Here is a 19,976-nt window from a genome sequence, read left to right as displayed (position 1 = left end):
GGTGTATAGCTTGATGCGACCGGTTTCAACGCTAAAATCTAACCAATTGCTTGGTGAGGAAACCGATCCTCCAAGTTGGTTGATTGGTTTAGGATGGAAACAAGTAGCCGGAAACGTTCAGCGATCGGCTACGATGACTTTGAGCTTGTTTTTCTAGCTTATCTTCCGCCCAACTCTCGTTACCCTTGAAGCAGCGCTCTTATGGCAGGTGATTATTACGAAATCCTCGGCGTCTCACGTAGCGCAGACAAGGAGGAACTCAAACGCGCATATCGACGGCTGGCCCGCAAATATCATCCGGACGTTAACAAAGACCCCGGGGCTGAGGAGCGCTTTAAAGAAATCAACCGAGCTTACGAAATTCTCTCCGATCCAGAGATGAAAGCTCGCTACGATCGCTTCGGCGAAGCAGGTGTTAGCTCTGGGGCTGGTGCAGGATATTCAGACTTTGATATGGGCGGCTTTGCCGATATCTTTGAAAGCTTTTTTAGTGGCTTTGGCGGCATGGGTGGGCAACAAGCTACTCGTCGTCGCACAGGGCCCGTCCGCGGAGATGACTTACGATTAGATCTAAAGCTAGATTTCCGAGAAGCTGTGTTTGGCGGCGAAAAGGAAATCCGGATTAGTCATCTGGAAACCTGCACTAACTGTAGTGGTTCTGGGGCAAAGCCAGGTACGCAGCCCCGCATGTGTTCAACCTGTAATGGAGCCGGTCAAGTGCGCCGCGCCACTCGAACGCCGTTTGGCAGCTTTACCCAAGTTTCTACCTGTCCTACCTGTAATGGCAATGGTCAGGTAATTGAAGATAAATGTGATGTTTGTGGCGGCAGTGGACAAAAGCAAGAAGCCAAGAAGCTGAAGATTACTATCCCGGCTGGGGTAGACAATGGAACCCGCTTACGGGTGTCAGGGGAGGGTGATGCCGGACAACGAGGCGGCCCACACGGTGACTTGTATGTCTACTTGTTCGTCAACGAGGATGCCGAGTTTCAGCGTGATGGCATTAATATTCTTTCAGAGATTAAGATTAGCTACCTGCAAGCAATTTTGGGCGATCGGATTGAAGTCAAAACCGTTGATGGCCCGGTAGAGGTAACGATCGCGCCGGGAACCCAGCCTAATACGGTGTTAACACTAGAAAACCATGGTGTGCCCCGTTTGGGCAATTCAGCCAGCCGTGGTGATCATCTGCTGACAGTTCAGGTAGATATCCCCACCCGCGTTACCCATGAAGAGAAAGAACTGCTGGAAAAACTGGTAAAAATTCGCGGCGATCGGCTCAGCAAAAGCGGTGGCATTGAAGGCTTTTTAGGAGGGCTATTTCGGGGATGATGTCTGATGCCCAACTCGATTTACGGGGTACACCTTGCCCGCTGAACTTTGTGCGGACAAAACTCCGGCTAGACCGCATGGCTCCTGGGTCAGTGCTAGAAGTATGGCTTGATCCAGGAGAACCAATCGAACAAGTTCCAGACAGCTTAAAAATGGAAGGATATACGATCGAACAACTTGAAGACCGATCGGATTTCTTTGCCTTGCTGGTTCGTCGTCCCTAATTCTATCTTTATCTATTATCTTTATCTATTTTGATGTCGTGAGAAGGGAACTGTTGAGTGAATGTGTATGAGTAGGCTATGAGTGCTGAGTTTATCGATTCGTTCGATGTCTCTGCCGAAGAGAAGCAGACGGTTGCGCCTTCTCAGGCTATCTTTACTAGCTCATCAGTTTCCCCAGAGCTTAACGCTCAGCCCTCGGAATTAGTAGACTCATCACGGATATTGGGCACAGTATTAGCAGTGCAAGCCAATTTTTACTGGGTACAGCTAGATCAGACACAGCCCCCCGATCGCCCCTCTTCCACCTTCCTGACCGCTACTTCCCAATCCCCAATCCCTACTACTCACTTGCTTTGTACCCGTCGCACCCGCTTAAAAAAAATTGGTCAGCAGGTGATGGTAGGCGATCGGGTAGAAATTGAAGATCCAGACTGGGCAGGTGGACGTGGCGCTATTGCGCAGGTTTTTCCTCGAAAAACTCAGCTTGATCGGCCGCCCATTGCCAACGTTGATCAAATTTTGCTGGTGTTTGCCCTAGCAGAACCCATGCTTGATCCGTGTCAACTTAGCCGATTTTTAGTCAAAGCCGAATCGACTGGATTAGCCATCTGTCTCTGCCTCAGTAAACGGGATCTAGTGCCGCTAGAGGATGCGCAGCAGTGGTGCGATCGATTGAGAACATGGGGCTATGAACCGCTGCTAATTAGCTTACTGGATGAAACCGGATTAGAAACCGTACCAGCCCGACTAAATCAACAAACGACAGTGGTATCGGGGCCATCGGGAGTGGGGAAATCCAGCTTGATTAATCGCCTTATTCCCAAGGCTGATTTGCGCGTAGGAGCAGTCTCTGGCAAGTTGGGTCGCGGTCGGCATACCACTCGCCATGTTGAACTATTTCAACTGCCGACGGGCGGACTGTTGGCAGATACCCCCGGCTTTAACCAACCCGATTTAGATTGTGCTCCGGCTGAGCTAGCCTACTATTTTCCAGAAGCTCGTCAGCGCTTAGCCACGGCAAGGTGTCAATTTGGCGATTGTCTGCATCGCGATGAACCCAATTGTGCGGTGCGAGGCGACTGGGAACGCTATGACTACTACCTAATGTTTCTAGACGAAGTATTGGTACGGCAAGAGGCGATCGATCAAACCCGGGATGCAGAATCAACCACAAAAGTTAAAATTCGAGGTGACGGGCAATTGCAAACCGAACCCAAATTGGCGACCAAAAAATATCGCCGTCCATCGCGCCGTAAGCAGAAGCAACAGTTACAGGATTTGTATTCTGAGATAAATAATGAGATGGATACAGATGAAGAAGATATCGATGAAGACAGACTCAGCTAGCGAGATGGTTGTCTGGCGTGGTTATTTAAGCATAGTTGTTTAAGCTGTGCATAATTGACCTTGCCTTGTCCGCTGCGCGGTAACTGTGCTAACTTCAGCCAGCGTTTGGGGCGTTTCACCTTACCTAACTCAGCTTCAATAGCCGTTTGCAGGTCCGCGATTGTCACGTCGTCGGACGTAGGCACATACACGGCTGTCACTACCTCGCCCCAATCTGGATCGGGTAGCCCCAACACGCACACATCGCGAACCAACTGCGTCGATCGAATCGCTGCCTCGACTTCAGCCGGAAACACGTTTTCGCCACCTGTAATAATTTTGTGGCTATTGCGTCCGACGATATGCAAATAACCATCCCGATCGAAAAACCCCACATCATCGGTTATCAGCGTGTCAACGGTGCCATTGCCCGGATGATAGCCTAGCATCAGCGAGGTCGTTTGAATGGCGATCGTCCCCGGTTGCAGCGGTTGCAGCGATCGTCCCATGCCATCCAGAATCCTAATCTGAGCGTGCGGCAACACCAGTCCACAGCCAGTTTTTCCTTGCAAAAACTCGTCTGGTTTCAAGGTAGCTACTTGTGAGGCGGTTTCGGTCATGCCATAGGTAGGAGCCAGGCGAATCTGCTGGTTTCTGGCCGTCTCCAATAACTCTGGCCAGGCGGGTGCTCCTCCCAGTAGTACGGTACGGAACCTCCGCAGCCAAGCGATCGCACCAGATGAATTCGATCGGTGCAGCAACCGTTGTAGTTGTGTGGGAACCAGCGACAGAAAAAAATCTGCTGGATCTAGCCCATTCATGGCCACGTCGATCGCCTTGGTTGGCAGCAGGGCAAAGGTTCCACCTGACAGGAACGATCGGATAAATTGCATCAGACCGCTGACATGATAAAGCGGCAACACGCAACACGAATGAATGGATTTCACTTGGAAATACTGCTGAAACCCTTGCACAGAGGCCGTCAAGGTAGTCCAGGTATGAATGGCAAAGCGTATCTGTCCAGAGGAACCACCTGTGGGAATCAAAATCCAGCCTGGTTGCAACCGGCGATCGACGGATAGATGTTTGCTTTCAGGCTCAAGATTGTGAAGAGCCGTATCCCAACCCCAGATTAAATCTGGTTGAATCTGTTGCAAGGCTTGCCGCCGTTCCGCCGCCCCCCAATCGGCCGCACCCAGCACCAACGGACACCCTGCCGAGCAAGCCGCCACAAAACCAGCCAGAAACCGCTCTGGATCTGCCTCAACTAAAAGAATCGTAGGCAACTGACGCGATCGTGTCTGATACAGCCAAATCTCGTGCAGCCGAATTTCTATCCAATCCTGCCCCTGTTGTTTGTCTATACCAACTAACCAATCTTGGTTCACTCGATCGTGCCAGTGAGCGAAAGGCTCTGCCATAGCTGTTCAAAATTTCCTTCAGTTGTCCAAGCATCATTGAACCACTGATCGACACCAAATCCGATCGCCCGATGTTGAACCACGGGAATTGAAGGAATCAGGACGTGTTGGATGAAGTACTGCGCGATCGGCGTTTCCAAGGCAGATGACCAGACCAAATCGAGGCAATACTGTTGACAGAAGTTGCGAAGTTGTTGGGGAGAACCGATAAGGGCGGGTTTAATCACAAACATCCCTCGCCAGCCTTGAGTGTAGCAGGCTTCTAGTTGCTCGAAGGTAGCAACCGATTCGTCCAGCGCGATCGGGGTTTGAACTCGCTCAGCCAATTGCAACATCTCTTTCAGTTGATGCTTGGAAAGGGGTTGTTCAAGAAATTCCACCGTTGCTGTGTGTCCAGACAGCCGATCGCAAGTCTGTAACCATTGATAGGCTTGATAATAATCTAGCCCCCCGTTTGCATCTAATCGCAGCCGCACGTCAGCAGGCAATTTCTGCATCAGGTGATTAAAGATTTGTAACTCGTCTTCGAGATTGGCTACACCAATTTTCCACTTGAAGGTGTTGACTCCTGCGGTGACAAGCGGTTGCCATGCGTGCAAGGCCGCCTCTCCGGTGGGCAGAAGATAGCTATTGTGGACAGCGCCTAATTGATGTGGTGAAGGGCTAGCAAATGTGATAGAAGTAGTCGAAATCTGCATCATTTCCAATGCAGACTCGAACCCAAACCGACAGGCAGGCAACGAAGCAGGAATATGCTCAATAGCAGCAGCGGCAAGTTTGCTAGGCAGCGATCGACAAAACGCTAACGCTTGCGCCAGTGTTTCTGTCCCAAACCAAGCGATCGGCGCGATTTCTCCCCAACCAACCTGCCCATTTGCACTGGTTAACCGCAAAATAATACCTTGACGATTAGACCACCAACCATGATGGGTGTGCAAAGGTTGCTTGAAAGGACGATCATAGGGGCGATACTCAAACCAATAGTGGTTCACAAACAACCAGGTCCCAAGCCAGTTTGCAAAGAATGTTATCCACAAAAAAGCAGGCGATCGGCCTGCCTTGCTAGTCAAAATTTGAAACGCAACGTGATTAATCAATAAACTTCAGGGCGAGCCGATTTCGCTTGAGTTTTAGCCTTAGAGGCACTCTTTTTCAAGGCATCTAACCGAGCTTCAAACCGACGGCGCTGTTTTTTCTTCGGTGTTTGTTCAATTAGCACCTTCAGCGCACTTCCCAAACTCTTGTAAGCATTCGGCAACGTATAGCCAAACCGAGTTGCCAGAGAGATCGCCTTTTCATCGGCCTGGATTGCTTCTTGCAGGGTCTTTTCGCCATTGTTTCGCTGATATAGCCGCCATCCCGACACACCGCACAACGCCAGCGCCAACAGCAGTAGCAATCCATCTTGAACCCACAATTCACCCACAGCCCCGCCTAAGCCGATCGCTAGTGCCGCCATCTCCCAGCCATCTTTGGGAATTGTGTCATTTTGAATGCGGGCCACCTCATGCCAGAACAACAGGTTGCGTTGATCGAGCGCAAACTGATCCCACTTAGCAAGGTCTACCTGAACCTCTACCTGATCTTTGCCAATTTCTTCACTGGTAATCAGAGGAGGATTGATCGCCGTAGAGGCTTCGATCGTCACCCAACTTTTTAGCTCAGGTGGCAATAGCGTCTTTAGTCGTCGTAACTCGCTCAAGTCCGATCGAGCAGTGGAAGTCGCGTATGAGGTCATGGTCTGGTACGGGAAGGTTTAGATTTAAAATTAAAACAAATTAAAACTCTTTTAGAGCAGTATAGCGGTCTTTGCCGTGCCTTCTTCTATCTTAGTTTAGGGATTGAGGGTTGGGGGTTGGGATGATAAGGCAATTGATATTAACCCGGCCATATTTGATGCCATCTTTGACCTTGTATTCCGCCCCTCTCATCCCCCAGCCCCTGCTCCCAGAAAAGAAGAAGCGGAGCCAGATCGGAAGTCCCTTGCTCAGTTGGGAGGCTAGGGGGAGGGGAGTCTGTTAGAGGCAGAACTCGATGCAGCCATGCCTACTTTCGTTGTCTCTGACAAAATTCCACCAGCCAGTTTTTCACCCAATAGGTGGCGCGGCAATCATCTTCGTTGTAGCGCAAAATGGCATCTAGGTGGCGACGATCGCCTGTGCCCATCCACTGTGCATACCAACAGATGGATTGGGCCCCGTTGGCGTCTGGATCGCGCCAATCGAACCCCACCCAGCGGGCGATCGGTTTCAGGGCATAGCTTTCAACAGGCAAGATGGCAACGCGAGTGACTCGTTCGTGAATATCAACAAAGCGAGACATCAACGGTTCAATCAAATCACTCGGGGTCCGATAGTGCTCTGCCAAGCGCTTCACGGTTTGCACTTCATAGGGGCAGAAGTGAAAAATGGGGGCGGTGGGGTAGCGCCAAAACAAATTCAGCAGTTGTTCCCAAATCAAGCGTTCTTCGGAATGGTTCTCGGCTAGCAGTGCATGAAACGTTTCGCTTTGAGATTGGCGATCGATAACGAGCACTCCATGCAAATAGATCAGGTTTTGTTCTGGAGCCGATTCAATATCAAAATATAGTTCGATCGGTGCAGTTGGCAGTTCTGCGGTCGATAATAGCGGAGTCGAGGACTCGATCATCCCTCCATCATCAGGCAAAGCACACTGCTGTAGCGTTGCTTGTGCTTGACGAATTAGCCGGTGGGCCACATGGGGGCCAAATCCTGGTAGCGGTGCTAAAACTTTAGGATTACAGGTGGCTAGATCTTCGAGCGTCAACAACCCCAATTCTTTGAGAAAAGCATAGCGACTCGGCGTGACACCCGGTAACAGCGACAGGTGGCGATTAGATTGGGCCAGTTCGTAGCAATGGCTTAGCCAATGGCAAAGATCACAGCGGTTGTGAGCAATAAATAATTCGGGTTCTTGCTCGTGCAGCAATGTATCAACACAATCTTGTAAAATCTCTTGCATTCGCGGCAGCATTTCCACCAAGTTGACGGCATAGGCTCCGCGTTGGCGCAGCATTAACCAACTTACGTCTGGCCAAGCATCCTGAACCCAAGTCAACACATAGGCATGAAACGTGGCGGCAATTTGATAATCAACCTTGGGACGTTTGCCCAAACGAATATCCATTGGCACATAGGTCCAGTCGCCCAACACAGAGTATCCGGGTTGCTTGATCAACAAATCTGGGCAACTGACTAATCGCAGTCCGTTTTCAAGTTGAACATACAACACGCCTTGCACAATCCGATCGACGCCTTGCTGCATCAAAGACATCGTTGCAGCCGCACCGGCCTGCCAATCTTGTTTAGGATAATCGGGGCGATAGGCCGGTTCTTCACCTACAATCAAAGATTGGTGAGCTAGGCTATCTTGACGTAACTTCAACAGATAGTCATTGGGCGAATCACAATGTTGGCGATCGCCAAACGCATCGAGGTAAGCGCGACGGCGACAACGCTGATAATTGAACAAGATGGTATCAGTTACCCACAAATTGCTCGCGTGTCCCTCTGGCAGCACAGGAAACCAAAGCCGTGCATTTCCAGGCATTAAAAGCAGGGAGGCTGGTTGGTCGCCCTCAGCCTCCGTCAAGTTCGGCCGGTGAGGGCTAACGGACAAAGTCCTCCATAGGGAAGGATGAGGCAGAAAGGAGACAGAAGAGAGACAGAAGAAAAATCCATGCAGGCGGTCGATCGGCACCCAGCACCATGAAGCAGGTAGTTGCGCCTGCTAGCTTTGGCGATTGATTGAAAGAAGTCACACGTCGCCGTCGGCTTTTCATGGCAAATCCCACACAGTCGGGATGTACTTTTGTATCCTTATTCTACTGGTGAATCTCATTTGTTTTCAAACATTGCCCTGTTTTATTGCAATATAGTGCCCATCTAGCTGCCTATCCCCATGACCCAAACTGCTTCTAACTTGGCGTTACTCAATCAATATCGGCAACAATTTCCTGCCCTTAGTGAGAAAGCCTACTTCAACTATGGAGGACAGGGGCCCATGCCCCAAGGTGCAATGATTGCCATTACTCAAATGCATGAATATATTCAGCGATCGGGCCCGTTTTCCACGGAGGTGAATCGCTGGATTAATCTTGAAGCCAAACGCACCCGCGAGGCCATTGCCGCAGAACTGGGAGTGGCAGCCTCCACCATTGCATTGACGGAAAATGTTTCGGTGGGTTGTAATATTGCGCTTTGGGGGATTGATTGGCGATCGGGCGATCACCTACTGCTATCAGATTGTGAGCATCCGGGCATTGTGGCCGCCGCCAATGAAATTCAGCATCGATTTGGGGTGGAAGTCAGCCAATGTCCCTTAATGGAGACCTTAAACCAGGGAGATCCGATTGCGGTCATTCAAGCGCATTTGTGCCCCACAACTCGATTGGTGGTGCTCAGTCATATTTTGTGGAATACAGGTCAAGTTTTGCCGCTCCAATCAATCGCCCAGGTTTGTCATGCCCATAGCGCCGAAGTCCCAGTGCGATTATTAGTAGATGCTGCTCAGTCGGTAGGAGTGCTGCCGCTGGATTTAGCAGAATTGGAGGTTGACTTCTACGCCTTCACAGGACACAAATGGTGGTGCGGGCCAGCAGGAATTGGGGGGCTATATGTGCGTCCCGAGGCAATGGTAGATTTACGTCCTACGTTTTTGGGTTGGCGCAGCGTCACCAAGAATGAGTGGGGACATCCAACTGGCTATGAACCGGATGCTAAACGCTATGAAGTGGCGACATCAGATTATGCACTGTTTGGTGGACTTCAGGCGGCGATCGCCGTGCATCACCAGTGGGGGCCAGCCGCTGCTCGATATCATCACATTCGTGAATTAAGTCGCTATCTTTGGCAAGAACTATGCCAACTTCCACAACTGACCTGTTTGCGCACCGCTCCACCGGACGCAGGACTAGTTTCGTTTCAACTGACCAATGGCAAGCACCAGGAATTGGTCAATGAACTCGAACAGCACGGGTTTCTCTTGCGAACCATTCTTGATCCACCTTGTATCCGTGCTTGTGTGCACTACTTTACGCTAGAGTCTGAGATTGATCGCTTAGTCAAATTAATTCGATCGCTTGTTGGATGAGATGTAAGCCGCTTGAATATCCAAAAGCAGAGCCAGAGCAGGTGAGGGACGTTCGATCCAGGGTTTTAGGGTTGAAGTCCCTTCGCCTTATGTGGGAGAAGGAATTGAGAGATGAGGGGCAAAGAATGGTCAGTCAACCAAGGAGGATGACAGAAAGGCACTCCATCATCCTATCGACTCATCGTTCCGTTCTACCGCACCAGCACGGTCATGTACTTGCCTGTGGCAAACGGAGCCGGAACGATCGGCGTAAACTGCACTCGGTCGGTGGCAATCTTGCGCACATAGAACTCATTGATCTGATGTATCACTTGGTCGCGTGTTCCGATAATCCAAATCTGTACCCGATCGCTTTCCTGAACGGGCAATTCGCGATTCCATTCTCCAGTCATGGTGGTATTCCTCTTCGTTTCCTTGCTGATGTTTTCTATTGGGTTAAGAACGGCCCAAGGCATGGGTGTCACCCAACCATGCATCAGCAAGGTGTGCCGATCGCAGACACCTGGTCTACAATCAACACAGCCTAGCCTCCTGGTGGATACAGGAAGTTAGGTTAGCTGGTTAGGGTTGCGTCACCTTCCCTAATCAGCGCCAGTACCTTGAGCCGTTCAGCCGTTCCTCTCGTCCTGCGAAAGAACCAGCATCGCCATAGCATAAACCAACTCGATCGGTCTGCACAAGCGTATCGGGTCATTTTTTGTCAGGAATTTTTGATGAGGGCAAGGAGAGGGCGATCAAGATTGATACCACCTCGCTTCAGTGGAGTTGCAATGAAGGAATAGAAGCAGGCTTCTATCCAATTAATCCCGATCGCAGCGCCAAAACGGCTGCTTGGGTTCGGTCATCGGCACACAGCTTGTTGAGAATGTTGCGAACATGAGTTTTAACCGTACCCACTGTGATGTATAGCTTCTCTGCAATTGCCGCGTTACTGCACCCTGCCACAATCAACTCCAGCACTTCCAACTCTCGTTCGGTTAACGGAGCCGTTTCAATTAACTGCTCATATTCTGGCTCAACGCCCTGAATGGCAACGGTTTTTGACTCTATTGACTGAGATTTAGACGGCACTCGCACTTGCCGGAGCACAATACTGGCAATGGCGGGATCAATCCAGGAGTTGCCCTCATGGGTGGCTTGCAAGGCTTCTCGTAGCCGATCGATGCTGATATCTTTCATGCAATAGGAATCTGCACCGGCTGCAAACGCAGCGAGTACCGAATCTTCGCTGTCGTGCATGGTCAAAATCAAAACTTTGGTGGGACAGTCTTCATGTTCAGCCTGAAATTGCCGAAACTGTCGAGTTAACTGAATGCCATCCATATCTGGCAAGCCAATGTCCACGATCGCCACATCGGGTTTAGCCGATTCCAGCAGCTTCAACCCTTGCGTGGCGTTTGCAGCCTCGCCCACCACCTGAATGCCCTCTTGACGCTGCAATGCGGTTCTTAAACCAACCCGCGTCAAATCATGATCTTCAATTAGAGCAACATTTATTTCGCCCATCGCCAATAATCAACAATACTCGCTATAGGTTATACATGTAGGCGTAACAATAGTACGCTAGCTTTAGATTATTGAAGATACAACCTCTAAATACATCTGCCTGTAGTATTAGACATGATCTGCAATTGGGGCATTGCTTGCATTGAGGGTAGCCAAAGCCCTTTAGAAAGGCTTACTCCTTGAGCAGTAGCAAAGGAACGAAGCGGTAATGGCATTGGCCGATGTGAAGATTGTCTTGGTCGAACCAGCCGGGCCGTTGAATGTTGGCTCGGTGGCCCGTGTCATGAAGAATATGGGACTCCATCAGCTTGTGTTGGTCAATCCACAATGCGATCGCTTCAGTTCAGAGGCTCGACAAATGGCCGTTCATGCCATCGATGTGCTGGAAGCGGCTCAAATTGTGCCCACTTTACCCGATGCCTTACACGGCTGTCAGCGAGCCATTGCCACTACCGGACGCCGCCACACAACACTGAATCTGCCGCTAGAGCCACCAAGCAGCGCGTTATCCTGGCTGATTACAGCCAGTCCTGTCCCGGCGGCACTCCTGTTTGGACGCGAAGATCGAGGCTTAACCAACGAAGAATTAAACTATGCTCAGCGATTGGTTTACATTCCCACCAGCCCAGACTATACTTCTCTCAACTTGGCGCAGGCTGTTGCCATCTGTTGCTATGAATTGCATCTATCGGCCACTCGTGAGAATCTGACTGAAACAGACAGGACAATCACAGAAAAGACGATCGTTCCTTCTGCGTCCTTGGCCCCATCTACCACTAACCTAGCCTCCCTAGATGTGCTGGAAGGTTTCTATCAGCACCTTGAATCCCTGTTGTTAACCATTGGTTACTTGTATCCACACACCGTCGCCAGCCGCATGGAAAAGTTTCGGCAATTGCTGAATCGGGCTTATCCTTCACCCACCGAAATGGCTTTGTTGCGCGGCATCTTGAGCCAAGTAGAGTGGGCGATTAGAAAAAGCGAGAGCAGGAAAAAGGATGAAGAGCAAAGATATCAGGATAAATAGAAAGTAGCTGCGTAGCTAAGTAGATAAGCTGTTCCCGACTCCCGACTCCCGCCCCTGCCCCTTGCTCTTGCTCTCATGAAACGAATGGTTAAAAATTAGCAACGAAGTAGGCCAAGCGATCGATTTTTAGATAACTTTCAAGGGAATAATTTGCCAGCACAACTTAAAAGCTGATTTTGCGGGCTTTAGGTGATTTTGATCAACCGTGCGGCAGTTTATTCAACCATGCGTACACCCAGTTTTTTATTACGAGGTAGTGTCTGTGCTGGAATCAGGCAACCAGGTTACAAGGCCGCGGTATTCATCGCCCCGTCCCTTGGCGTCTTCCCATCAACCGCCATCCCGTCCATCTGGTTCACGCAGAGCCGCGCCGCGCTCTGGGCTGAGTCGGCTGTTGCTAGGGTTGATATCACTGGGTGAACGCACAACTCAACCCAGGCGCAATCCCAGACGCGACCCCCATCAGCCGCGGCGAGAGCGAATTCTGATGCCGGAGAAACCGTCGCAACGGATTCAACCACCGCCCTTGTCTACACAGGCACCCTACGATCGTGTTGTTCCATTGGACGGAATACATTCTGCGGCAATGCCGCCTATCTCCAATCCTCGCGTTTCTCATCAGGGTCAGGCGTTACCCCGCCGAGTTCAGCGCATCAGAAGCAGACCAAGCGGTCGCGGCGATCGCCAGTCGGGTAAGGGAAATATTGCTCTGGCTCCTCGCAGTAGGAAACCTCATCAAACAGCCAATGCTACCGCACGCCGTTCGTTTTCGCTGGCGGCCTTTACTCAAGGAATGCGCTTGGTCATATTGGGTGTGGGGGTGTGGGCGATCGTCGGAACAGTGCTTTCTATCTCAAATCCGTCTAGTCAATCAGGACAAATTAGCCAAGCGGCTGCCGACAACTTGCAGACAGCTACAGACGTTCAGCTTGTTGGAGCCACTAGTCAGTCTGAGTATTTATCGCGGTTAGAGTTGGGTCGTGAAATGGACGGACTGGGCATTAAAGTCGCCGCCCTGACCCGCGATTTGCCAGATTTGACCCCTGGTGTGTTTGTGGTGGATCTCGATTCAGGAGACTACTTTAGCCTCAACGGAGATCAAACTTTCGCCGCCGCCAGTATGATCAAAGTCCCAATTTTGGTTGCTTTCTTTCAAGAGGTTGACGCTGGGAAAATTCGTCTGGATGAAATGCTAACGCTTCAAGAAGGTGACCTAGCCAGCGGATCGGGAGATATGCAGTTTGCCGGAGTAGGGACCCAATATTCAGCCTTGGAAACGGCGATCAATATGATCGTTATTAGTGACAATACAGCCACCAATATGCTGATTCGGCGGTTGGGCGGCATCCGTGTATTGAATCAGCGCTTTCAAGAATGGGGCTTACAACAAACTGTCCTCCATAACCTGTTGCCGGATTTAGAAGGAACGAATACGCTTTCACCAAAAGAACTGTCGAATTTAATTGCCCGCGTCAGCGAAGGAGAATTGGTTTCAATGAAATCGCGCGATCGGCTGCTGAATATTATGGAGCAGACAGTCAACAATTCGCTGTTGCCAGCCGGACTGGGGGATGGCGCGTCGATCGCCCATAAAACTGGAGATATTGGGTCGCTGGCAGGTGATGCGGGTTTAGTAGACATGCCCAACGGTCGGCGCTACGCCATTAGCGTCATGGTGAAACGTCCTCACAATGATGCTCGTGCCTATGAATTGGTGTATCAAATCAGCGCTGCTGCTTACGAGTACTTGAATCAGACCATCAGCAGCCCGGTGAATAGCTCCATTCACACTAGTCCTGCCAACCTACCACCATCCCCCGATCCAGCCCTGTCTCCCAGTACAAATCCTCCTGCTCCAAATCCAACAAACAGCAATGAGGTGACGCGCTAGGGCGATGTGGGACAACCTGTAATGATCTTCATCATTACTAGAATGGCTTGGCGCAACCGCTTGATAGTTTTCCTTTACAAGACAGAGGAAAACCAAGTCGCATCAGCGATTTCACAACGCTAGGATTGTTTGAGCAATCAACTTTGCAATCGATCGACTTAGTTTTCAAAACTTAGTTTATTCACCGAATTATTATTCGCTTAGCGCAGTATCCACCTCCTGCAAGCAATCGGGGTCAACATAGTGGCAGGTGGTTTTGTCCTGACAAATTAGTGCCCATCCTGACTGTTCAATCCCTACCAGTGTGTAAAGAGTATCTCGAACGAAAAAGCCTTTGTGGTTCCGAGTATCCGGCTTGACTTCAATGTTGTAGATATCTGACGTAATCATAATTTCCCCTCTGCATTCAATGAACATTTCAAAATTAGAAAGTATTGAAAAAATAAAAATAATTATTCTTGAATTCTTCTATTTGAATTCATCCTATCTTTAAATCCAAATATATTTTGTTAATTTGCATGACGATCGAAGCGTTGGTTGAACGCTAATTTTCAGGGTAATTCTTGCTCAAAATAAATATGATCTAGTGCACTGATTTTGCGCAACGAAGTCGTCTCAATGGCTAGGGTGCAGCGGTTTTTTAAGTTGCGATCGCCCGTTTTGCAACTCGGTTCAAAGCCAATCTAAATGACAATCATCTGTGGCTTCAAGTTGTCCTACTCGAGAAGTACTTCGCCATTTATATTACGTATTACACAATCGGCGACTATCTGATCGCTGACCAACTGACAAACCTCGATTCCCCTCTCTCCGAGCAGGAGAAGGACGTTAAAAAAAACCCTCAATCATTTCGACTCTCCGTTGCCCTATCTAGGAGCAGGAGTCGGGAGATGAGGGGGCAAAGATATCTTAGTGAGCCAGTATCTGCTATTTAAAACTACCCAAACGCTATCAAACTTTGGTTGAAACTTTGGTTGACAGACAAATCTCAACCCGCCCGCTAATTGGTTTACCAGAGTCGGCGAAAGACGTTTGCACTGCAATGCCGAATGAAGGTCTATTCAACAAATCCGCCAGATGAACGAGTCAGACGCTACACCAATCGAAAGATAAAGGGATAGCGGAATGGTTGATCAGGGTTATTGAGGCAATGAAACACACCCCAAAGCGACAAGCCCCAATGATACAGAAACCAAATTGGACCAAGGATGAAACCAAGTAGCCCCAACGTTAGGAAGGAGAGGGCTGCAATAATGGCTCCATACACCCAAACATTAATATGAAAGTTGATGGCCTCTTTGGCATTTTCCTTGACAACCCCATCTTCTGAAACAAACAAAATAGCAATGGGAATGCCGATCGAAGCCACCAAGGCGCTAATAAAAATAGAACCGTGGGCAGCGGCTGATAATAACTTACGCTTGTCCGTATCAGACGATTGCATCTGTCCTCCTGATGCACTTATTTTGTTTGCAAATGGAATACAGCTACATCCTACCGTTTTGCCTTTACGTTTGAATAGGGAAGGTTACTGTCCCGATGTGAGGGTTTGCCGAACCGATCGCAATTGAGTGCTTTCCAGTTGCTCGCGAATGTCTGCCACCAGTTGATCGATTCTCTCCTGGGTGGAGTTCCAAGAACACATCAGTCGCACTCCTTCTGCCCCAATGAATGTGTAGAATTGCCACCCCTTGGTATACAGTGCTTGAATCACAGATTCTGGCAGCTTAATAAAGACAGCATTGGCTTGGCGAGGAAACATGAGTTCAATGCCCTCGATCGTCAATAGCTGATTTTCCAAATAGGCTGCACATTGATTCGCATGACTGGCATTGCGAAACCATGCTCCGGTTTCCAGTAGTCCCAGCCATGGAGCCGAAATGAAGCGCATTTTTGAAGCCAGTTGTCCGGCTTGCTTACAGCGGTAGTCAAAATCCTCTGCTAGTTGCCGATTAAAGAAAATAATTGCCTCGCCCATTGCCATGCCGTTTTTCGTGCCGCAAAAACACAACACATCCACGCCACTCTTCCAGGTCAATTCAGCCGGAGTTTTATTCATAGCGACCACCGCATTGGCAAAGCGGGCCCCATCCATGTGAATTCGCAGGTGGTGTTTTTGAGCAATCTCATGAATTGCCAATAGTTCATCGATCGTATACAACGTACCGACTTCTGTTGCCTGCGTTAGGCTGATGACCTTGGGTTTAGGATAGTGGATATCATTGCGTTTAGTGACGATCGTTTCGATTGCCTCAGCCGTGAGCTTGCCGTTTTGTCCTTTTCCTAGCAGCAATTTAGAGCCATTAGAAGCAAACTCCGGTGCGCCGCACTCATCGGTTTCAATATGGGCCATTTCATGACAAATGACGCTGTGATAGGACTGGCACAAAGCCGCTAACGATAGAGAATTGGCAGCCGTTCCATTAAAGACAAAGAAAACTTCGCAATCTGTTTCAAACAATTCTCGAAACAAATCAGCGGCTTTCTGAGTCCAACTGTCGTTGCCATAGGCTGGAGCATGACCTTGATTCGCTTGCAGCATATACTCCAACACTTCTGGACACATGCCAGAGTAGTTATCACTGGCAAATTGCTCTAAATTAGCATTCATCATGACGGTAAGCGTAGAAACAAAAGTTCATCGCATCATTCAGGCAGATTTGCTGCAATCAGTTGCTCCCAAGCTTGGATGACACGCTGTAACGCTGATGGTAACTGATCGATCGCCGTATCAGCGTATCGGACCGTACCACCTCTGCCCATCACTGTAATTGTCCGAGTATCGGCTATAGGTGAGCCATAGTAAAGACCGTTGAAATGGCTAAAACTATACTGTTGTAATTGCTGATCAAACACTTGCACTTGTCGCGGAGAAAGTCGAGCCAGTTCAGTCACAGTCTCCACTCCTTGCTCCTCGACAAACTGTACTACTTGCCCATTTTCCAACAGCAGCATTTTACTGGCTGTTCCCGAAAGCCCGTCCTTGGTCGTCATTTGAAACACAACGTTGTTGCCGGGATAAAACAGTTCTTCAGCCGGAATAAACGAGAGACCGATCGCACCAGTTATGGGGCTAGCTGTGGCATTGAAGCGCACATCTGACCCAGTACCATCACTGTGATAGACCCAGCTTTCCGTTGGGCTAGTCACGATCGCCTGCCAGCCATCGATGGCAATCTGCGTACAAACCCCATTTGGAGGCGCCATTCCCAAACATCCATCCCATAGGCGAGGTTGGGCCTCCACGAGTTTAAGCTCTGCCACAGACAAACCAGACTCTTGGGCAGCCACTTTCAGGATGCGATCGGCTACTGTATCTGGCAGCATGGTTTCATCGGTTGTTGTTGAGTGAGACTGCAATCGCAGCGTTTGCCCTGTTTCGTCGGCGTGATAGACCCATCTTTGCGTGCCGTCTGTCAGTTCAATTCGCCAACCCGGAACGATCGCTTGGGTACAAAATTCGCCAGGAGTCGCCAACTCTAAACACCCATCCGACCATACTTGCCGACGATAATCAACAATGCTTAATCGCCGACGTGGAATTTGTAACTGACGGGCCAAGTCGCGGCGAACTCGGTTAGCAAGGTGATGGGGCAACCGGTCGCACGAAGTATGGGACTGACGAATTCTGGAGGTTGACGCGAGCGATGGCATGGGCTGTAGCCGTTCTGTCGCCAAACTTAATTCAGTGTGAAGCACACCCAACATTAGCATGACAGTAAGGGCTGCCATTTTGGTTGTTTGATAACCAGCGGTTAATTTGAAGAGTCGAACTATACGAACCATAGGTGTTATCCCAATCAAGCACCAAATCAACGAGGAGTTTTGTTTAGTGACACTGGGCAATGTCTTGCCACAACCAGTTGCGCTAGATTTAAGAGCCAGAAAAAATTAGTGCTCCTTGACGTGATCCAAATCACATAATTCGGACTAGGTGACAGACGATTTCAACCATCACTTAGTGCCCGATCGCCCAGCAGACGAACAATTGGCATTTTTTCGTCAGGCTGAACTGTGCAACAGGGGGCTTCAAGCGAAAAGTTCACAAAATATGGCAAGCGAGCAACTTGCAACCTTTTTTGAATTTATGTAAAATTTAGTTACACAAGGTTGATCTCAAGCGAGGTTTAAGCACTATGGAAACGCAAGAGCCAAAGTTCGGTTTTACACGGTTTGCTGAAACTTGGAATGGCCGCTTAGCTATGCTGGGTTTTGCAATCGGTTTAGCGACTGAATTCATCACCGGTCAAGGAATTCTTTCCCAGCTTGGCTTAATGTAATCGTTACAACAGTGATTGAATTTAGTGCATGATTCAACCGGGGGTGCAGAAGGGCAGCACCCCTTTTTTCGCGTTTCTAATTATTAACTCTATTTTTTCATGCTGCATCGAATTTGTGCTGCATGAAATTCACCCCACTGCCTGCGGCTCCTCCCGTTAACGAGGGGAGGTTGGGAGGGGTCGCTATACTGCGCAACCTAACAGCGAAAACGAGTTTTAATATTAACAAGTGTTTCAAGTGTTTAGTGTCTTGATTGGTTTAACCTTTGGTCAACTTTTATGGTTTGTCTATTAGTTTATCAAGGGCATGTTAGTATCAGGTAGCAATTGGTTCTGATGGGAAACAGCCATCAGACGCAAGGGGGAAAGTCTGGTGTAAGTCCGGCGCTGTCCCGCAACTGTGATGAAGAATAAAATGTTTGAATCGTATTTTCAAACTATATGCTTCTGAGTCAGGATGCCCGCCAATTGGTTGATGTTTTTCATCTGCGAGGCACGGGTGATGCTTAATTTTGTACTAAGAATTGTACTAAAAATCAGAGTTAGAAGTCTGTCTAATTCAGGAGCGATCGGGTTTTAGCTTCAGGTAATTCGATTGAGTTTCAGGATAGTTGTATAAAATCAGCACGTTGATGAGGTGACTGATTTTTTGAGGCTTGGGAATAACTTTTCTGGCTTGCTGCTTCCATTTGCCTAATGATCACAGTTGATATCGATAAGTGACATTAGTGAGATGTTTTTAGAAATCGACGATTGTCACAAAAAGTTGCGCAATTAAACGCGATTGAAACAGTGCAATTACTTGTACAGAAGATGCAAGCAAGATAGATAACAGCAGAATGGAAGTTCACTCTTTACTCAACCCTGATGACCAACGGTTACTATTCGTTGTGTACCAACTAATTGATCAACATCTGGTTCACCAATGACTCAACACACACTATTTGTTTGTACGCTTTGCCGTTCTTCTAAAGACAACTCAACGGCTAACGCTGGAGGACAGGACTTGTTCGATCGGCTTCAGCAAGAACTTAAAACACAAAACCTAGAAACCGCTGACGGTAACGTGATGCGTCTGCAACCTGTGCGATGCATGGGATCGTGTAGCCGCTCTTGCATGGTAGCGTTTGCCGCTGCTAATAAGCTGACCTTTATTTTAAGCAATCTTTCTCCGGGACGATCAGTTGCGGATTTATTGCAATTTAGTCAGCAATACCTGTTTCACCCTACCGGACATGTTCCTTACAAAGAGCGTCCTGCCTTAATTCGGAACAATCTACTCGTGGTTCTACCCCCTTCACCTGTTGAAATCAGCGCATTGAGTCAGTCCAATTAAAGTCAACTACCAAGCGACTTCAATCGACCCCAGTCGAACAGATTCACTATACCGAACACTTTACCAAGACACCTAGCTGCATTGCATAAGCTAGGGAAATTTTTACTGAATTAACAATCTTCAATCAAGTTGCTTGGTTGAGGCTATTGCTTGAAAAGTTGGTCTGACAGAATGGGAGCATCCCTGAAAGTCAACGCCACTATGGTCAAACCTCTTCATCAAGCGATCGCCGAAGTTTCCTTGGTTGCCCTACTCGGTGTTCTGGTTGGTGTCCTCATCACAGACGCTCCCATCCACTCAGTTCTGCTACCTGTACCGCAGACCTCGGCTACACAGCCACTTTCATCAGATTCAGTTCAGGTGAATACGATTCAATCAACTCAATCAACCACTCAATCAACCACAAATATGATTTCAGAGTAGTACCTCAGATGGAAAGTTGATTAGCTTAGCTACCTCTTTAGATAGATTATTTAAAGATCAAATCACTCATTCAACTATGGATAGACGAGAACCAGTGC

Annotated in this window: 20 protein-coding genes and 1 riboswitch; of the genes, 10 read left to right on the top strand and 10 right to left on the bottom strand. The window is 48.9% G+C overall.

Going from position 1 to position 19,976, the window contains the following annotated elements; translation table 11 throughout:
• The first annotated feature begins 13 nt into the window (after positions 1-13).
• The 4 genes from OXH18_RS20025 (at position 14) to rsgA (ending at position 2,903) form a co-directional block, all read left to right on the top strand.
• A complete protein-coding gene (locus OXH18_RS20025) occupies positions 14-157 on the top strand; it encodes a hypothetical protein (RefSeq protein ID WP_268609233.1) in 144 nt (47 codons plus the stop codon).
• A gap of 44 nt (positions 158-201) precedes the next feature.
• Complete coding sequence (gene dnaJ, locus OXH18_RS20020; RefSeq protein ID WP_268609232.1) at positions 202-1,332, top strand: molecular chaperone DnaJ; 1,131 nt, start codon at positions 202-204, stop codon at positions 1,330-1,332.
• Positions 1,329-1,556, top strand: coding sequence for a sulfurtransferase TusA family protein (locus tag OXH18_RS20015; RefSeq protein ID WP_315874609.1), 228 nt, complete (start codon positions 1,329-1,331; stop codon positions 1,554-1,556). Before dnaJ ends, OXH18_RS20015 begins: the two co-directional genes overlap by 4 nt.
• Before the next feature lie 78 nt (positions 1,557-1,634).
• Positions 1,635-2,903, top strand: a complete 1,269-nt coding sequence (gene rsgA, locus OXH18_RS20010) for a small ribosomal subunit biogenesis GTPase RsgA (RefSeq protein WP_268609231.1) — start codon at positions 1,635-1,637, stop codon at positions 2,901-2,903.
• Here rsgA and OXH18_RS20005 read toward each other — a convergent pair.
• The 4 genes from OXH18_RS20005 to OXH18_RS19990 all read right to left on the bottom strand — a co-directional run bounded on the left by OXH18_RS20005 (position 2,900) and on the right by OXH18_RS19990 (position 7,873).
• Positions 2,900-4,303 carry a 2-succinylbenzoate--CoA ligase gene (locus OXH18_RS20005; protein WP_268609230.1) on the bottom strand — a complete coding sequence of 468 codons (1,404 nt, stop codon included), beginning with the start codon at positions 4,301-4,303 and terminating at the stop codon, positions 2,900-2,902. The genes rsgA and OXH18_RS20005 overlap by 4 nt on opposite strands.
• On the bottom strand, positions 4,267-5,295 hold the full coding sequence (locus tag OXH18_RS20000) for an o-succinylbenzoate synthase (protein WP_268609229.1): 1,029 nt from the start codon (positions 5,293-5,295) through the stop codon (positions 4,267-4,269). The genes OXH18_RS20005 and OXH18_RS20000 overlap by 37 nt, the downstream gene beginning before the upstream one ends.
• A gap of 101 nt (positions 5,296-5,396) precedes the next feature.
• Positions 5,397-6,041 (bottom strand): DUF3318 domain-containing protein, encoded by a 645-nt coding sequence (locus OXH18_RS19995; RefSeq protein WP_268609228.1) that lies wholly within the window; start codon positions 6,039-6,041, stop codon positions 5,397-5,399.
• Between the two features lie 308 nt (positions 6,042-6,349).
• On the bottom strand, positions 6,350-7,873 hold the full coding sequence (locus tag OXH18_RS19990; RefSeq protein WP_268609227.1) for a TM0106 family RecB-like putative nuclease: 1,524 nt from the start codon (positions 7,871-7,873) through the stop codon (positions 6,350-6,352).
• Between the two features lie 351 nt (positions 7,874-8,224).
• On the opposite strand from OXH18_RS19990, the gene OXH18_RS19985 reads away from it, so the two are divergent.
• Positions 8,225-9,415: an aminotransferase class V-fold PLP-dependent enzyme gene (locus tag OXH18_RS19985; protein ID WP_268609226.1), complete on the top strand. Its 1,191-nt coding sequence runs from the start codon at positions 8,225-8,227 to the stop codon at positions 9,413-9,415.
• Between the two features lie 191 nt (positions 9,416-9,606).
• Here the strand turns inward: OXH18_RS19985 and OXH18_RS19980 are convergent, their stop codons facing one another.
• Both OXH18_RS19980 and OXH18_RS19975 read right to left on the bottom strand, forming a co-directional pair.
• Positions 9,607-9,807 carry a hypothetical protein gene (locus OXH18_RS19980; RefSeq protein WP_268609225.1) on the bottom strand — a complete coding sequence of 67 codons (201 nt, stop codon included), beginning with the start codon at positions 9,805-9,807 and terminating at the stop codon, positions 9,607-9,609.
• Between the two features lie 400 nt (positions 9,808-10,207).
• Complete coding sequence (locus OXH18_RS19975) at positions 10,208-10,921, bottom strand: response regulator (protein ID WP_268609224.1); 714 nt, start codon at positions 10,919-10,921, stop codon at positions 10,208-10,210.
• A gap of 208 nt (positions 10,922-11,129) precedes the next feature.
• On the opposite strand from OXH18_RS19975, the gene OXH18_RS19970 reads away from it, so the two are divergent.
• Positions 11,130-11,948: an RNA methyltransferase gene (locus OXH18_RS19970; protein ID WP_268609223.1), complete on the top strand. Its 819-nt coding sequence runs from the start codon at positions 11,130-11,132 to the stop codon at positions 11,946-11,948.
• Positions 11,949-12,264: 316 nt separating this feature from the next.
• Entirely contained in the window at positions 12,265-13,839 is a 1,575-nt protein-coding gene (locus OXH18_RS19965) for a serine hydrolase (RefSeq protein WP_268609222.1), read from the top strand.
• A gap of 192 nt (positions 13,840-14,031) precedes the next feature.
• Here the strand turns inward: OXH18_RS19965 and OXH18_RS19960 are convergent, their stop codons facing one another.
• From OXH18_RS19960 to OXH18_RS19945, 4 genes are all read right to left on the bottom strand, one after another.
• A complete protein-coding gene (locus OXH18_RS19960; RefSeq protein ID WP_268609221.1) occupies positions 14,032-14,229 on the bottom strand; it encodes a hypothetical protein in 198 nt (65 codons plus the stop codon).
• A 703-nt stretch (positions 14,230-14,932) separates the two neighbouring features.
• Complete coding sequence (locus OXH18_RS19955) at positions 14,933-15,283, bottom strand: DUF4870 domain-containing protein (protein WP_268609220.1); 351 nt, start codon at positions 15,281-15,283, stop codon at positions 14,933-14,935.
• Positions 15,284-15,367: 84 nt separating this feature from the next.
• On the bottom strand, positions 15,368-16,450 hold the full coding sequence (locus OXH18_RS19950; protein WP_315874766.1) for a threonine aldolase family protein: 1,083 nt from the start codon (positions 16,448-16,450) through the stop codon (positions 15,368-15,370).
• A gap of 35 nt (positions 16,451-16,485) precedes the next feature.
• Complete coding sequence (locus OXH18_RS19945) at positions 16,486-17,625, bottom strand: hypothetical protein (protein WP_268609218.1); 1,140 nt, start codon at positions 17,623-17,625, stop codon at positions 16,486-16,488.
• A gap of 350 nt (positions 17,626-17,975) precedes the next feature.
• On the opposite strand from OXH18_RS19945, the gene OXH18_RS19940 reads away from it, so the two are divergent.
• From OXH18_RS19940 to OXH18_RS19930, 3 genes are all read left to right on the top strand, one after another.
• Positions 17,976-18,119 carry a chlorophyll a/b-binding protein gene (locus tag OXH18_RS19940; RefSeq protein WP_268609217.1) on the top strand — a complete coding sequence of 48 codons (144 nt, stop codon included), beginning with the start codon at positions 17,976-17,978 and terminating at the stop codon, positions 18,117-18,119.
• A 311-nt stretch (positions 18,120-18,430) separates the two neighbouring features.
• A riboswitch (cobalamin riboswitch) is annotated at positions 18,431-18,602 on the top strand.
• A gap of 442 nt (positions 18,603-19,044) precedes the next feature.
• Positions 19,045-19,455, top strand: a complete 411-nt coding sequence (locus tag OXH18_RS19935; RefSeq protein ID WP_268609216.1) for a DUF1636 domain-containing protein — start codon at positions 19,045-19,047, stop codon at positions 19,453-19,455.
• 201 nt (positions 19,456-19,656) lie between these two features.
• A complete protein-coding gene (locus tag OXH18_RS19930; protein ID WP_268609215.1) occupies positions 19,657-19,878 on the top strand; it encodes a hypothetical protein in 222 nt (73 codons plus the stop codon).
• Positions 19,879-19,976 lie beyond the last annotated feature (98 nt).

It is taken from the genome of Thermocoleostomius sinensis A174 (assembly GCF_026802175.1).
GTDB lineage: Bacteria > Cyanobacteriota > Cyanobacteriia > Elainellales > Elainellaceae > Thermocoleostomius > Thermocoleostomius sinensis.
This window is presented reverse-complemented; position numbering and strand designations above follow the sequence as displayed.